Raw genomic sequence first — 14,036 nt, 5'->3', positions numbered from 1 at the left:
GCATAGATGGATCGTGGGTGATTCACGAACGGATAACCGCCCGCGGAATTTCCAGTCGCAGCGACGGTCGGAAGGAGCCTGGCACATGCCGGAACCGGGAACGGGGCCCCGGACAGGGGTCTGGCTGGTGGGAGCACGCGGCTCGGTGGCCACCACCACGGTGGTGGGCGCGGCGGCGGTCGGGTCCGGTCTGGCCGCGCCGACTGGGTGCGTCACCGCGAGCGAGGGCTTCCCCGGTACCGGACTGCCGTCGTTCGCTGCCCTGGTGTTCGGCGGGCACGATGTGGGCTCCGTCCCGCTGCCCGTGCGCGCCGCGGAGCTGGCCGCGGCCGGGGTGGTGCCGCAGCGGCTGCTCGAACCGCTGGAGAAGGCCGTCCTCGCCGCCGACCAGGAGATCCGCCCGGGGTACGCCGCCGGCCGGAGCACTCGGCCACAGGCCGTGGCGGCCCGGGCGCTCGCCGCCGACATGGAGGGCTTCCGGCGGCGGCTGGGACTCGACCGGGTCGTGGTCGTCAATGTGGCGTCCACCGAGGCCCCGGTGCCGGGCCGTCCCGAGCACCACGACCTCGACCTGCTGGAGGCGGCCCTGCACACCTCCGCCGACATGCTGCCGCCCAGCTCGCTCTACGCCTACGCGGCGTTCACCGCGGGCTGTCCGTACGTGGACTTCACCCCCTCGACCGGAGCCAGGCTGCCCGCGCTGGACGCCCTGGCCCGCGACCGCCGCCTGCCCTACGCGGGCAGCGACGCCAAGACCGGCGAGACGCTGGTGCAGTCGGTGCTGGCCCCGATGTTCGCCGTGCGCGCGCTGAGAGTACGGGCCTGGTCGGGCACCAACCTGCTGGGCGGCGGCGACGGCGCCACCCTGGCGGATCCGGGCGCGGCCGGCAGCAAGACGGCGTCCAAACGGCGGGGCCTTGGCCACATGCTGGGGCACCCGGTGGAGGGCGCGGTGCACATCGACTGCGTACCGGCCCTGGGCGAATGGAAGACGGCCTGGGACCACGTGGCCTTCGAGGGGTTCCTCGGGACCCGGATGACCCTCCAGTTCACCTGGGAGGGCTGCGACTCGGCCCTCGCCGCACCACTCGTGCTCGACCTGGCCCGGCTCACCGCCGCCGCACACGCGGCCGGCCTCTCGGGCCCGCTCGGGGCGCTGGGCTTCTTCTTCAAGGACCCGGTCGGCGCGGGTGGTTACGCCCTGGCCGACCAGTACCAGGCCCTACGGGCATTCGCCGCGGCGACCGCGAGCCGTGAGCCGCGCGCATGAGGATCCCGGCCCTCCGCGCGGTCGCCGAGCTGGTGCGAGCACCGGCCGCGCTCACCGTGCCCGGTGACCCCCTGGTCGGCGCGGCGCTCTCCGGCCGGCCGGCGGGCCCCGGCACCGGCCTGCTGGCCCTGTCCTCGGTCAGCCTCTACTGGGCGGGCATGGCCCTCAACGACTTCGCCGACCGGCACACCGACGCGGTCGAGCGCCCCGGCCGCCCGATCCCCTCCGGCCGGGTCGAACCCGCGGCCGCCCTCGCTCTGGCCGCCGGCCTCACCGGAGCCGGACTCGCCCTCGCCGCGGCCGGCGGCGGACGCGGGGCGCTGTCCGTCGCGGCGCCGCTGGCGGCCGTGGTGTGGGCGTACGACCTGGGCATCAAGGGCCACCCCCTCGCCGGGCCCGCCACCATGGCCGCCGCTCGCGGCCTCGACGTCCTGCTGGGCACCGGCGGTCGCCGGCTGCGCGCGGCCGCCCCGGCCGCCGCCCTGGTCGGCGCCCACACCCTCGTGGTCAGCGCGCTCAGCCGCCACGAGGTGCGGGGCGCGCGCGGGCCCCTCCTCCCGGCCACCACGGCCGCCACCTGTGCCATCGCCGCCGTGGCCACCGCCGACCGGAGCGCCACCCCGGTCCGGCGGGCGGTCCGCCTCGGCGCGCTCACCCTGTACGTCGCCGGCTTCGGCGGTGCCCAGGCCGCGGCGGGCCGCCTCGACCCGCACCGGCTCCAGCGGGCCGTCGCCGCCGGCATCGCCGCCGTCCTCCCGCTCCAGGCCGCCTGCGCCAGCCACGCCGACGCCCTGCCCGTGGCGCTGTCCCTGCTCGCCGTCGTGCCGGTGGCCCGGCGCCTGTTCCGGAAGCTGTCCCCCACATGACCGGCCCGGACGCGGCGCACGCGGACGCAGGACAGGCGGACGCGTGGCAGACGGACCCAGGACAGCCGACCGCACCCCGGGCGGACGGAAGGCACCCGGACGCAGGCCTGCGGTTCGGCTACGGCACCAACGGCTTCGCCGGACACCGGCTGACCGAGGCCATCGCCGTCCTGGCGGACCTCGGCTACGACGGCGTGGCCCTGACCCTGGACCACTGCCACCTCGACCCCTTCGCCCCCGGACTCCCCCGCAGGGTGGCCCGGGTGGCCCGACAACTCGCCCGCACCGGACTCGACATCGTGGTGGAGACCGGAGCCCGCTACCTGCTCGACCCCTGGACCAAGCACGCCCCCACCCTCGTCGACGAGGACCCGCGGCGCCGCCTGGAGTACCTGGGACTGGCGATCCGGGTGGCCGCCGAGCTGAACGCGGGAGCCGTCTCGCTGTGGAGCGGCGTGCCCCCGCCCGGGCTGTCGCCACAGGTGGCCTGGGACCGGCTGCTGCGCGGCTGCGCCCGGGCGCTGGAACAGGCCGAACGCCACGACGTCGTCCTCGGGTTCGAGCCCGAGCCCGGGATGCTCGTCGACACCCTGGACGCCTACGAGCAGCTGCGCCGCCGCCTCGGCGATCCGCCGCGCCTCGGGCTGACCCTCGACATCGGCCACTGCCGCTGCCTGGAGCCCTCCTCCGTACCCGACTGCGTCCTGCGCTACGCCCCGCACCTGGTCAACGTCCAGATCGAGGACATGCGCAGGGGCACCCACGAGCACCTGGAGTTCGGCGAGGGCGAGATCGACTTCCCGCCCGTCCTGGACGCGCTGCGCCGCAGCGGCTTCTCCGGGCTGGTCGGCGTCGAACTGCCCCGGCACAGTCACGCCGCACCGCAGGCCGCCGCACGCTCCCTGGCCTTCCTCCGCGCCGCCGCCGGGGCGTCCCGATGACCATCGGCAACGCCGCCCGGGTGACCGTCCACCGACTGCGCGCCGCCCTCGACCGACAACTCACCCCGGACGCCGCCCGCTGGCTGGCACCGGCCCTCGCCGAGGTCGCCGCCGAACCCGACACCGCGCTGCCCCGGCGCTTCGCCGAGGCGGGCCGCCGGGGCGGTCGGGCGCCGCTGGACCCGCCCGCGGCACCTGACGGCCACCCGCCCGCGGTCCCCGCCGAGGCGCTGACCTGGACCGTGGACGACGCCGTGCGCACCCTGCTGCTGGCCGCCGCCCCGGCACACCCCGACGGCCCGGCCGTCCGGGCCTCGGCCGTCTACCACGGCGGAGACGCCGCGGAACGGCGCGGCGTGCTCCGCGCGCTCGGCCCACTGGACCTGCTGGGCCCCCACGGCCTCCGGGCCGACGCAGTCCCCCTGGTGTGCGACGCGCTGCGCACCAACGACCCCCGGCTGCTGGCCGCCGCACTCGGCCCCTACGGAGCACGGCACCTGACCGCGCACGCCTACCGGAAGGCCGTCCTCAAGTGCCTGCACCACGGCGTCCCGCTGCGGGCCGTGGCCGGACTGCCGCACCGGGCCGACCCCGAACTCGTCAGGATGGCCCGGACCCACGCCCGTGAACTCACCAGCGCCGGCCGCCCCGTGCCGAGCGACGTGCGGTCGCTCGCCACGACCAGGACGGCCGGGACCGACCCCCTTCCGCCCCCTCACCCTGCCGGGACCTGATGCGCATCTTCGACCCCCACATCCACATGACCTCCCGGACCACCGACGACTACCAGACGATGCGGGACGCCGGCATCCGAGCCGTCGTGGAACCCGCGTTCTGGCTCGGCCAGCCGCGCACGGCCGTCCCCAGCTTCGCCGACTACTTCGACTCCCTCATCGGCTGGGAACCCTTCCGCGCCGACCAGTTCGGCATCCGCCACCACTGCGCCCTGGCCCTCAACCCGAAGGAGGCCAACGACCCGCGCTGCACCGCCGTCCTCGACCTGCTGCCCCGCTACCTCGACAAGGACGCGGTGGTCGCCGTCGGCGAGGTCGGCTACGACTCCCTCACCCCGGAGGAGGACCACGCGCTCGCCACCCAGGTCCTGCTCGCCATGGACCACGAACTGCCCGTCCTGGTGCACACCCCCCACCGGGACAAGGCCGTCGGCACCCGCCGCACGCTCGCCGTGCTCCGCGAGTGCGCGATCGCCCCCGAACTGGTCCTGATCGACCACCTGACCGAACTGACCGTGGCGGAGGTCGCCGACACCGGCTGCTGGATGGGATTCTCCGTCTACCCGGACACCAAGATGGACCCCCAGCGCGTGGTCCAGGTGCTCAAGCGCCACGGAACCGGGCGGATGCTGGTCAACTCCGCGGCCGACTGGGGCCGCAGCGACCCGCTGGCGACCCGGCGCACCGCGGAGGCGATGCTCGCCGCCGGCTTCACCGCCGACCAGGTCGACGAGGTCATGTGGCGCAACCCGGTCGCCTTCTACGGCCAGAGCGGACGCCTGACGCTGCCACCGGACGACCTCGGCACACCGGACGACCACGAGGCCCCCGGCGGCGCCGTCTACCTCGGAAACTCCATCGCCCGCGGCGGCGAATAGCCCCCGGAGCCAAGGAGACCACCCGATGCGCCTGCGCCACCCCGACGGCAGCACCGTCCACCTCGCGTACTGCACCAACGTCCACCCCGCCGAAGACCTCGACGGGGTCCTGCGCCAACTCGCCCGCTACGCCGAGCCCGTCCGCGAACACCTCGCGGCACCGTCCCTGGGACTCGGCCTCTGGCTCGCCTACGACGTGGCCCGCGCCCTCGCCACCGACGAGACGGCCCTGGCCCGGCTGCGCCGCGAACTGTCCACCCGGGGCCTCGAAGTCGTCACCCTCAACGGCTTCCCGTACCGCGGCTTCCACCGGCCCGTCGTCAAACACGCCGTCTACCGGCCGGACTGGAGCGAACCGGCCCGCCTCGCGTACACCCTCGACCTCGCCCGGGTCCTCACCGCACTGCTGCCCGAGGACGCGGCCCGCGGCAGCGTCTCCACGCTCCCCCTCGGCTGGCGCACCGGCTGGACCTCCGAACGCCACGGCCAGGCCCGGCGCAACCTGGACGCGCTGGCCGAAGGACTCGCCAAGCTCGAAGCCCGCACCGGGCGCACCGTCCGGGTCGGCCTGGAACCCGAACCCGGGTGTCTGGTCTCCACCGTCAGCGACGCCTGCGCCCGGCTCACCGGCCTCGACACCGAGCGGATCGGCGTCTGCCTCGACACCTGCCACCTCGCCGTCGACTTCGAGGACCCCCGAACCGCCCTGCGCGGCCTGGCCGCCGCCGGACTGCCCGTCGTCAAGGCCCAGCTCTCCAGCGCCCTCCAGGCCGACGAACCCGCCGACCCCGCCGTACGACGAGCCCTGGCGCGCTTCGCCGAGCCGCGCTTCCTGCACCAGACGCGCGCCGAACCGGCCGGCCCCGGCCAGGACCGGTGGGACGACCTCGACCAGGCGCTCCGCTGCCCGTCCCACGACGACGATCCGCGACCGTGGCGGGTGCACTTCCACGTCCCCGTGCACGCCGCACCGCAGCCACCCCTCACCGCGACCGGACCGGTACTGACCGAGGCCATCCGCGCCCTCGCCCGCGGCCCGGGCGCCGTCACCGACCACCTGGAGGTCGAGACCTACACCTGGTCGGTGCTGCCCGACCGCGACCGTCCGGCCGACGACCAGGCGCTGATCGCCGGCCTCGCGGCCGAACTCTCTTGGACTCACGAGCAGTTGCTCGCCGCCGGACTACGGGACGACACCCCGTGACCACCCGCCTGCTGGTGCTGAACGTCGCCGCCCTCACCCCCCGCCTACTGCGCCACATGCCCCACCTGCGGGCCGTCGCCGCACCCGACGGTCCCACCCCGGGGCACACCGCCCACCTCACCCCGGTCTTCCCCGCGCTCACCTGCTCCGTCCAGGCCAGCCTGCTGACCGGCCTGCCCCCGAGCCGCCACGGAATCGTCGGCAACGGCTGGTACTTCCGCGACCTCGGCGAGGTACTCCTGTGGCGCCAGCACAACCGCCTGGTGCGGGGCGAGAAGGTGTGGGACACCGCCAGGCGCACCCGCCCGGGGTACCGCGTGGCCAACATCTGCTGGTGGTACGCCATGGGCGCCGGCACCGACATCACCGTCACCCCGCGCCCCGTCTACCACGCGGACGGCCGCAAGTCCCCCGACTGCTACACCACCCCACCCGGCCTGCGCGACGAACTCACCCACGCCCTCGGCCCGTTCCCACTGTTCGACTACTGGGGCCCGCGCGCCTCCATCGCCTCCAGCCGGTGGATCGCCCGCGCCACCGAACACGTCATCCGCACCGCGGACCCCGACCTGACCCTGGCCTACCTGCCCCACCTCGACTACGACCTCCAGCGCTTCGGCCCCGACGCACCCCAGGCCGCCGCGGCCGCCAGGGCCCTCGACGCCGTACTCGCCCCGCTGCTCCGCCTGGCCCGGGAGCGCGGAACCACCGTGGTGGCGCTCTCCGAGTACGGCATCACCGCGGTCGACCACCCCGTGCACATCAACCGGGCGCTGCGCGCGGCCGGCCTCCTCACGGTGTACACGCAGGCCGGGATGGAGTACCTCGACCCGTACACGTCCCGGGCGTTCGCCGTCGCCGACCACCAGGTGGCCCACCTCTACGTGCCCGACCCCGCCGACCTGCCCCGGGTGCAGGACCTCGTCCGCGCCCTGCCCGGAGTGGAACGCGTCCTCGACACCGCAGGCAAGACCGCGTACGGACTCGACCACGCCCGCGCCGGCGAACTCGTCGCCGTCGCCTCCCCCGACGCCTGGTTCACCTACTACTACTGGCTCGACGACGCCCGCGCCCCCGACTTCGCCCGCTGCGTCGACATCCACCGCAAACCCGGCTACGACCCCGCCGAACTCCTCCTCGACCCCGCCGACCGCCTGGCCGCACTCCGCGCCGCCACCGCCCTCGCCCGCCGCCGCCTCGGCCTGCGCTCCACCCTCTCCGTCGTCCCGCTCGACGCCACCCACATCCGCGGCAGCCACGGCCGCCTCCCCGACCACCCCGACGACGGCCCCGTCCTCCTCCTCTCCGACACCACCCGCCTCCCCCGCCTCCACCCCCGGTACGCGGCCACCGACCTGCCGGCCCTCCTCCTCCACCTCGCGGGCAACCCCGGCGGTGAACCAGCGGAAGCGTCGGCTCCTTGACGGACCCGGCGATCTCCCGCACCACTCACCAGGCCGTACCGGGCCCGACCCCCTCGGCTCCCCAGCCCCGCCCAGTAGAACCCGCCGCAGGCCTGGGACTGCCGGGGACGCGTGCCTCACCTGCTACGTTGCCGTGCCGAGGTCAGAGTGATGCGTTCACGGACGTCGTAGGCGTGGGAGGGGGCAGTAGCGCTCGCCGCCTTCGACTGCAACAGTCGGCCCGGGGGCGATCTCGGTGAAGCCCGCGTCCTGGACCACCGGCAGACCGCTGCGCAGGAGGTCCTGCCACGTCTCCGGCGCGGCCGTCCGGACCGCGAGCGCGAACCCGGCCTCGGCCCACTCCTTGCGCTGCGCCTCGTCGAGCCGCCACCACGCGAGCTGGGCGGCGTGCCCGGTCTGCGCCATCGTCTTGCCCGCGCTCATCTCCAGCTCGGGGTTGAGCCACAGCACCGGCAGCCCCGGCTCGGGCGTCCCGACCTCGGCCGTCTCCTCCAGGTCCGTCCCGGACACCTGGAGCTTGGCGAGTTCCTTCGGCCAGCCGTCCAGCGGGATCGGCGGGAACACCCGCACCTCGGCCTCCCGCCCCCGCACCGTGACGCCGGGCAGCTCGCCCGCCCGCCGCCACTCACCGCCCCGGGCCCGCCGGACCACCTTGCGGATCCGGGCGTCCTCCCAGGCGGCGACCCGCTCCGCCCACTCGCCGTCCACCTCGGTCACCCGGGGGTCGGCGAGCAGGGTGAGCACCGCCCGCGCCGAGGTCTCCAGCGCGTCCGTCCGGCTCGGCGGAGTCGCCCGCTCCACCCGGACGACCAGCGGCAGCACGTACTGCGGCCGCTCGTCGCGCTCCTCGCGCGACGGGGTGTCGCCGGGCTCCGCCGCCGGGGCGGGGGCCACGGCGGCCGGCGACGGGGCCGGGGCCGCGGCCGGGGCCGGGGCCGTGGGCAGGGACGGGGAAACCGGAGACGAAGGAGCCGGGGCCGGAGCGGCGGAAGTCGGGGCGTCGGAAGGAGAAGTCACCCGACCAGGATGCCAGCCCCGCCCCGACCGACTCGGCCCGCCCCGTTCACCTCGACGGTTCGACTCGACGGTTCGACTCGACGGTTCGACTCGACGGCGAGCCCCCGGCACTCGCCGTCCGCACCGCCGCACCGCAACCGCGACGCCCGGTCAGCGCCGGTAGCCGCGCTGCGGGTCCCGCTCCTCCGCGTCCTCGTACATCAGGAACCAGCCCTCCGGGTGGGTGGCCGCCAGCAGCAGCTCCGTGCGCTGCTCCGCCGCGAGCTCCGGATCACCGTCGTCCGGCCCGTAGACGCCGAACAGCTCGTCGTGGCAGCCGTCCCAGTCGTAGTCGTACAGGTCGGCCGGGAGGTCGCCCATCATGTCCGCCACCGACTCGGGCTGCGCGCCGAGCAGCGCCCTGGCGTCCACCAGGGCCATCCGCAGCGCTATCTCCTCGGCCAGGCAGCGCGGCAGCGGCCACTCGCCGAGCGCGAGGTCGTCGGCGAGGTCGTCGAAGGCCCGGGCCATCGCGCGGCGCCAGCCCCGGTGCATCCGCCAGGTGCGCTCGGGTAGCCGGGAGAAGACCGTCCAGTCCGTGTCGTCGCCGTCGGAGACCGCCTCGTCCCCGTGCTCGTCGAAGTCGTCGTACGCGGCGTCGGCCAGACCGATCAGCTGGGCGTGGAGCAGGCAGGCGGTGCGCGGGGTGAGCGTCCAGTCCGCGCCCGCGCCGCCGTCCTCCTCGTCGCCCTCCAGCGGGAACAGGTCCGCGAAGTCGGGGGTGAAGTCCTCCGTGACGCTGATCTCCAGCGTGCCGCCGAGCGCCTCGACCCCGGGGATGGCGGCCACCAGCCGGTCCGGGTGCAGCAGTGCGCCGAGCGCCGCGTTGGCGTCCTCGGCCACCTCGCGCAGCAGTTCGCGGCGCTGGCCGGCCGGGTCGATGCCCTCGAAGTCCAGCTCCTCGACGGCCCTGATCGCGGCCGCGCGCAGGGCCGGCCAGTCGGTGATCCGAAGGCCCAGCACCACCGTCGCCTCGATCTCCTGCGCACCGGAGTCCTCCGCCGCGCCCGGCCCCTGTGGATGATCGCTTCGCTCGCCCATGGGGCTAACGGTACGGCCTTTCGGGCGCCCGATCACGGGTCCGGACCAGCTTACGGAAGCCTTCTCGGCCACCGCCCGGCCCCGCCTCGGTCACTCGGACGCACGAACTGGCAGGATGCGTCCCATGGCAGACATCAACGAGTACGGCGGCGGGCAGGGCCCGAACGCAGACGTCCTGGTCGTGACCACCAACGACATCCCCGGTTTCCGGGTCGACCACGTGATCGGCGAGGTCTTCGGGCTGACCGTCCGCAGCCGCCACGTCGGCAGCCAGATCGGTGCCGGTCTGAAGTCGCTGGTCGGCGGTGAGCTGCGCGGTCTGACGAAGACCCTGGTCGAGAGCCGCAACGAGGCGATGCAGCGGCTGGTCGAGCAGACCAAGGCGCGTGGCGGCAACGCCGTCCTGATGATGCGTTTCGACGTCACCGAGGCGGCCGCTGTCGGCACCGAGGTCTGCGCCTACGGCACCGCCGCGGTGATCTCCCCGGTCTCCTGACGCCCCTCCGGCCCGGGACGGGACGGCCTCCAGCCCGGGTCGGACGGCCTCCGGCCCGGCTCGGACGGCCTCCGGCCCGGTTCGCGGGAACACCCGCCGGTCCTTCGATGTTTCACGGGCGTGACTGTTTACGGTGCAACTAACGGTGTTCCGCAACGCGTGGACGTCCTGGTGGTGGGCGCCGGGCAGGCGGGCCTGTCCGCCGCCCACCACCTGCGCCGTCGCGGCTTCGCCCCGTACCGGGCGGGTATCGACGGCGGCTTCGTCGTCCTCGACGCCAACCCCGTACCAGGCGGTGCCTGGGCGCACCGCTCGCCGTCCCTGCGGATGGCCACCGTGCACGGCGTCCACGACCTCCCGGACGCCGAACTCCCGCCGCCGGACCCCGAGGCCCCCGCCCGCGAGGTGGTGCCGGAGTACTTCGCGGCGTACGAGGCCCGGCACGCGCTCCCGGTCGTACGCCCGGTCGTGGTGCGTGCCGTACGGGCGGAGTCCGAGCGCCCGGACTCCCGGTTGCTGGTCGAGACCGACCACGGCACCTGGTCCACCCGTGCGCTGGTCAACGCCACCGGCACCTGGACCCGCCCCTTCCTCCCGCACTACCCGGGCCACTTCGCGGGCCGTCAGCTGCACTACGCCGAGTACCGCGGCCCCGAGGAGTTCACGGGCAAGCGCGTGCTGGTGGTGGGCGGCGGGGCTTCGGCGATCCAGGTGCTGTCGGAGGTGGCCGCGGTCGGCGAGACGGTCTGGGTCACCCGCTCCGAACCCGTCTACCACGACGGACCGTTCACTCCCGAGTACGGGCGCGCGGTGGTCGCCAAGGTGGCGGAGCGGGTCCGGCAGGGCCTGCCGGTGCGCAGCGTGGTGAGCGTGACCGGGCTCGGCCCGTCCGTCGCCTACCGGCGCGCCGAGGAGCTGGGCGCGCTGCACCGCCGGCCGATGTTCGACCGCCTGACCGAGCACGGGGTCGCCTGGGGCGACGAGGAGCTGGCGGTGGACGCGATCGTCTGGGCGACCGGTTTCCGGCCCGAGATCGGGCACCTCGGACCGCTCGGGCTGCGCTCCCCCGGCGGCGGCATCGCGCTCACCGGTACCCGCGCCACCGCCGACCCCCGCGTCCACCTGGTCGGCTTCGGCCCCTCCGCCAGCACCGTCGGCGCCAACCGGGCCGGGCGCGCGGCGGTCAACGACCTGGTCAGGCTCCTCGGGAACCCGGCCCTCGGTGCTCCGGCCCTCGGTGCTCCGGCGCTCGGTGGCGCGGTGACGGAGCCCGCCGCCGTCTGAGGCTCAGCGGTCGTAGTCGACGGTCACCCGGTCGGTGAGCGGGCGGGCCTGGCAGGTGAGGACGTAGCCGGCGGCCAGTTCCTTCTCCTCCAGCGCGAAGTTGCGGCGCATCTCCACCTCGCCCTCGGTGACCAGGGCGCGGCAGGTGCCGCAGACCCCGCCCTTGCAGGCGAACGGCAGGTCGGGGCGGGAGCGCTGGGCGCCGTCCAGGATCGAGCGGTCGCGCGGGAGGCAGAGCGTGCTGCCGCGGCCGTCGAGGACGACGGTGACCTCGCTCTGCGGGCCCGAGGCGCCACCGGACGACGCGCCGCCCGACGAGGCGTCCGTCCGGTCCCAGTCCTCGTCGCGTTCCGGGAGCGGCTCGTCCTCGGCGTGGAACAGCTCCTGGTGCACCCGCTCGCCCGGCACGTCCAGCTCCGCCAGCAGTTCCTTGGCCCCCGCGACCATGCCGAACGGGCCGCACAGCCACCAGTGCCCGACGCTGCCGACGTCCACCAGCGCCGCCAGCAGCGCGCGAACCCGCTCCGGGTCCAGCCGGCCGCTGAGCAGCTCGGCGTCCCTGGTCTCCCGGGAGAGTACGTGGACCAGCTGGAAGCGGCCGAGGTAGCGGTCCTTCAGGTCGGCCAGCTCGTCCGCGAACATCACGGTGTCGCTGCGCCGGTTGCCGTAGAGCAGGGTGACGGTGGAGTCGCGGTCGGCGGCCAGCACGGAGGCGGCGATCGACAGCATCGGGGTGATGCCGGAGCCGGCCGCGAGCAGCACGTGGTCGGCCGGGACGCCGAGTTCGGGGGTGAAGAGGCCGGACGGCGTCAGCACCTCGACCTCCTCGCCCGGCACCGCCTCGCGCACCAGCCAGCGCGAGAACAGCCCGCCGGGCACCTCCCGGACGGCGATCCGCAGCGGCCCGCCGACCGGGGCGCAGATCGAGTACGAGCGGCGCTCGTCGGTGCCGTCGACCAGCTTGCGCAGGGTCAGGGTCTGCCCGGGGCGGAAGGCGTACTCCTGCACCAGTCCGTCCGGCACCGCGAAGGTCACCGCGACGGCGTCCTCGCACAGCCGCTCGACCCGGTCGATCCGCAGCCGGTGGAAGGTCGGGCGGCGGGCGGGGCGGATGCCGGTCGCCCCGGTGTCCGAGCCGGTGTCCGCCCCGGTGGCGGAGGCGGAAGCCGCAGTGGCGGAGGCCGGGCCGGCGGAGGCGGAAGCCGGGGCGGCGGGGGTGGGGGCCGGGGCGGCGGGGGTGGGGGCCGGACCGGCGGTACCGGCGGACGCGGCGGCGGGGGAGGCGGCGGGCATTCAGATCTCCTTGACGCGTTCGAACGGCTCGCGGCAGGCCCGGCAGCGCCAGAGCGCCTTGCAGGCGGTGGAACCGAAGCGGGACAGCTCCTCCGTCGCGGTGCCACCGCAGTGCGGGCACGGCACGGGGGGCGGGGTCGCGGTTCCGGTGCGGGTCGGGCCGAGGGTGAGCGCCACCGGACCGGCCGCGGCGACGGCGGCGGTGGGGCTCGGCGGGGCGATGCCCGCCTCGGCGAGCTTGCGGCGGCCCTCGGCGGTGATCAGGTCGGTGGACCACGGCGGGTCCAGCCGCAGCCGCACCCGGACGTCCGGGTACCCGGCCGCGCGCAGCCGGCGGTCCACGTCGGCGGCCATCTCGGCGACGGCGGGGCAGCCCGAGTAGGTCGGGGTCAGCCAGGCGGTCACCGTGCCGTCGGCGCTGCCGCTGCCGCCGTCCACCTCGACCTCGGCCAGGACGCCCAGGTCGGCCAGGGTCAGCATGGGCAGCTCCGGGTCCGGGACGGCCGCGGCGACCGCCCAGGCCAGGTCCCGGGTCGTCCTGCCCGTCGGGTCCGCAGCGCCCGTCGGGTTCGCGGCGCCCGTCGGGTTCGCGGCGCCCGTCGGGCCCGCTGCGCCCGTCGCGGTGTCGCCCGTCACCATGTCGCCCCCGGGTGGGCCCGGGCCACCACCTGGAGCTCGGCGAGCAGCGGGCCGAGCGCCTCGGTGTGCACGCCGTCCCGGCCGGCCCGGCCCAGGACGGTGGCCAGCGGCGGCACGTCCGGTACGGTCAGCCCGGCCTCGGCGAGGACGGCGGCGAGCGAGCGCAGCACCGGTTCACGCAGCGTCGCAGGGTCGACGCCCGCGCGCTGCTCCACCGGGTGTGCCGTGAACAGCTCCTCCAGCAGTGGCCAGACCGCGTCCAGACCGGCCTGCATCCGCTCGGCGGAGTACGGCGTGCCATCGCCCAGGCGCAGCGTCCAGGCGGTGGCGTACTCCCGGTGGTAGGCCAGCTCCTTGACGCCCCGGGTCGCGACCGCGGCCAGTACCGGGTCGGGGTGCGTGCTCAGCGCCTCGTACAGGGCGCCGCGCGCGGTGGCGAACAGCAGCAGCCGGGCGATCGAGTACGCGAAGTCGCCGTTCGGCGTCTCCACCAGGCGGACGTTGCGGAACTCGTGCTCCTCGCGCCAGTACGCCAGGTCGTCCTCGGTGCGGCCGGTGCCGTCCGCCTGACCGGCTCGGGTGAGCAGCAGGCGGGCCTGGCCGAGCAGGTCGAGGCCCAGGTTGGCGAGCGCGACCTCCTCCTCCAGCTCGGGCGCCCGGGTGCACCACTCGATCAGCCGCTGGGCGAGGACCAGGGCGTCGTCGCCCAGCATCTGGCAGTAGGCGGCGAGGTCCGCGCCGTCCACGCCTGCGGGCAGCGCCGTGTCCACGCCGAGCAGCGGGTCGGCGAAGCCCGTCCCGTACGCCCAGCGGCCCTCGCCCTCGGGGCCGGGGGCGGCGTCGGCGAGGCTGAGGTAGACGTGGTCGTCCTGGTCGGCGCCGGTGGTGGTGTCGTTGTGCACGGTGGCTC

Annotated in this window: 14 protein-coding genes; 9 read left to right on the top strand and 5 right to left on the bottom strand. The window is 75.4% G+C overall.

Annotation, left to right across the window (positions count from 1 at the left end):
• The first annotated feature begins 85 nt into the window (after positions 1-85).
• The 7 genes from ACZ5OX_RS19360 to ACZ5OX_RS19330 are packed head-to-tail and all read left to right on the top strand — an operon-like array spanning position 86 to position 7,317.
• Positions 86-1,270, top strand: a complete 1,185-nt coding sequence (locus ACZ5OX_RS19360; protein ID WP_465631310.1) for an inositol-3-phosphate synthase — start codon at positions 86-88, stop codon at positions 1,268-1,270.
• Positions 1,267-2,136 carry an SCO3242 family prenyltransferase gene (locus tag ACZ5OX_RS19355; RefSeq protein ID WP_465631309.1) on the top strand — a complete coding sequence of 290 codons (870 nt, stop codon included), beginning with the start codon at positions 1,267-1,269 and terminating at the stop codon, positions 2,134-2,136. The genes ACZ5OX_RS19360 and ACZ5OX_RS19355 overlap by 4 nt, the downstream gene beginning before the upstream one ends.
• Positions 2,133-3,077 carry a sugar phosphate isomerase/epimerase family protein gene (locus ACZ5OX_RS19350; RefSeq protein ID WP_465631307.1) on the top strand — a complete coding sequence of 315 codons (945 nt, stop codon included), beginning with the start codon at positions 2,133-2,135 and terminating at the stop codon, positions 3,075-3,077. The genes ACZ5OX_RS19355 and ACZ5OX_RS19350 overlap by 4 nt, the downstream gene beginning before the upstream one ends.
• Positions 3,074-3,811: an EboA domain-containing protein gene (locus tag ACZ5OX_RS19345; protein ID WP_465631305.1), complete on the top strand. Its 738-nt coding sequence runs from the start codon at positions 3,074-3,076 to the stop codon at positions 3,809-3,811. The genes ACZ5OX_RS19350 and ACZ5OX_RS19345 overlap by 4 nt, the downstream gene beginning before the upstream one ends.
• Entirely contained in the window at positions 3,811-4,689 is an 879-nt protein-coding gene (locus ACZ5OX_RS19340; RefSeq protein ID WP_465631303.1) for a TatD family hydrolase, read from the top strand. The genes ACZ5OX_RS19345 and ACZ5OX_RS19340 overlap by 1 nt, the downstream gene beginning before the upstream one ends.
• Positions 4,690-4,714: 25 nt before the next feature.
• On the top strand, positions 4,715-5,893 hold the full coding sequence (gene eboE, locus ACZ5OX_RS19335; protein ID WP_465631301.1) for a metabolite traffic protein EboE: 1,179 nt from the start codon (positions 4,715-4,717) through the stop codon (positions 5,891-5,893).
• Entirely contained in the window at positions 5,890-7,317 is a 1,428-nt protein-coding gene (locus ACZ5OX_RS19330; protein ID WP_465631299.1) for a nucleotide pyrophosphatase/phosphodiesterase family protein, read from the top strand. Before eboE ends, ACZ5OX_RS19330 begins: the two co-directional genes overlap by 4 nt.
• Positions 7,318-7,473: 156 nt before the next feature.
• Here the strand turns inward: ACZ5OX_RS19330 and ACZ5OX_RS19325 are convergent, their stop codons facing one another.
• Together ACZ5OX_RS19325 and ACZ5OX_RS19320 are read right to left on the bottom strand one after the other, a co-directional pair.
• Positions 7,474-8,211, bottom strand: coding sequence for a peptidyl-tRNA hydrolase (locus tag ACZ5OX_RS19325; RefSeq protein ID WP_465631297.1), 738 nt, complete (start codon positions 8,209-8,211; stop codon positions 7,474-7,476).
• Between the two features lie 273 nt (positions 8,212-8,484).
• A complete protein-coding gene (locus tag ACZ5OX_RS19320) occupies positions 8,485-9,414 on the bottom strand; it encodes a hypothetical protein (RefSeq protein ID WP_465631295.1) in 930 nt (309 codons plus the stop codon).
• Positions 9,415-9,538: 124 nt separating this feature from the next.
• Between ACZ5OX_RS19320 and ACZ5OX_RS19315 the strand changes: the two genes are divergently transcribed.
• Positions 9,539-9,910 carry a YbjQ family protein gene (locus ACZ5OX_RS19315; RefSeq protein WP_449791642.1) on the top strand — a complete coding sequence of 124 codons (372 nt, stop codon included), beginning with the start codon at positions 9,539-9,541 and terminating at the stop codon, positions 9,908-9,910.
• Positions 9,911-10,069: 159 nt separating this feature from the next.
• A complete protein-coding gene (locus tag ACZ5OX_RS19310; RefSeq protein WP_465631293.1) occupies positions 10,070-11,194 on the top strand; it encodes a flavin-containing monooxygenase in 1,125 nt (374 codons plus the stop codon).
• Positions 11,195-11,197: 3 nt separating this feature from the next.
• On the opposite strand, the gene paaE is transcribed toward ACZ5OX_RS19310, so the two are convergent.
• From paaE to paaC, 3 genes are read right to left on the bottom strand one after another with little or no spacing between them, the layout of a single operon-like run.
• On the bottom strand, positions 11,198-12,487 hold the full coding sequence (gene paaE / locus ACZ5OX_RS19305) for a 1,2-phenylacetyl-CoA epoxidase subunit PaaE (protein ID WP_465631291.1): 1,290 nt from the start codon (positions 12,485-12,487) through the stop codon (positions 11,198-11,200).
• Positions 12,488-13,126 (bottom strand): 1,2-phenylacetyl-CoA epoxidase subunit PaaD, encoded by a 639-nt coding sequence (paaD, locus tag ACZ5OX_RS19300; protein ID WP_465631289.1) that lies wholly within the window; start codon positions 13,124-13,126, stop codon positions 12,488-12,490.
• Positions 13,120-14,028, bottom strand: a complete 909-nt coding sequence (paaC, locus tag ACZ5OX_RS19295; RefSeq protein WP_465631287.1) for a 1,2-phenylacetyl-CoA epoxidase subunit PaaC — start codon at positions 14,026-14,028, stop codon at positions 13,120-13,122. The genes paaD and paaC overlap by 7 nt, the downstream gene beginning before the upstream one ends.
• Between the last annotated feature and the right edge of the window lie 8 nt (positions 14,029-14,036).

It is taken from the genome of Kitasatospora sp. NPDC032121 (assembly GCF_055580145.1).
The sequence above is the reverse complement of the archived record's forward strand: the minus strand, read 5'-3'. Positions and strand labels throughout refer to the sequence as shown.